1 pseudogene is annotated in these 317 nt (G+C 44.2%); it reads left to right on the top strand.

Features of this window, described 5'->3' with window-relative positions:
• Positions 1–255, top strand: a pseudogene (locus AB4585_RS25010) (TetR/AcrR family transcriptional regulator); the annotation flags it as partial.
• Positions 256–317 lie beyond the last annotated feature (62 nt).

Here is a 317-nt window from a genome sequence, read left to right as displayed (position 1 = left end):
TTCTTAGAGCACCTAGATTTGGAATCAGGCTTGCAAGGATTCTCACAAAGCTGGATGGATTCTCTTGAAAAGCCGCAGTTCTTGGCAATTCTACGCTTGATGTTTCACCACATTGTTACCTCTGATTGTGCCCATGAATTCGCAAGGCAGGGTATCGATAGACTGTTCGTTATGCTAAAAGAGTTGTATGGCGAAGAGAGTGAGAAAGAGCTTGAATGGCTGTTTGGCCGCACCATTATACAGCTCGCCAAATAAACACGATTCATTAAAACGCTGAGCTAACTGCTCAGCGTTTTTGATCTAGGGCCTTCAACTTC

Source organism: Vibrio sp. 10N.222.49.C9, assembly GCF_041474985.1.
GTDB lineage: Bacteria > Pseudomonadota > Gammaproteobacteria > Enterobacterales > Vibrionaceae > Vibrio > Vibrio crassostreae_C.
Note: the sequence above shows the minus strand (reverse complement) of the source record. Positions and strands in the feature narration are given on the sequence as shown.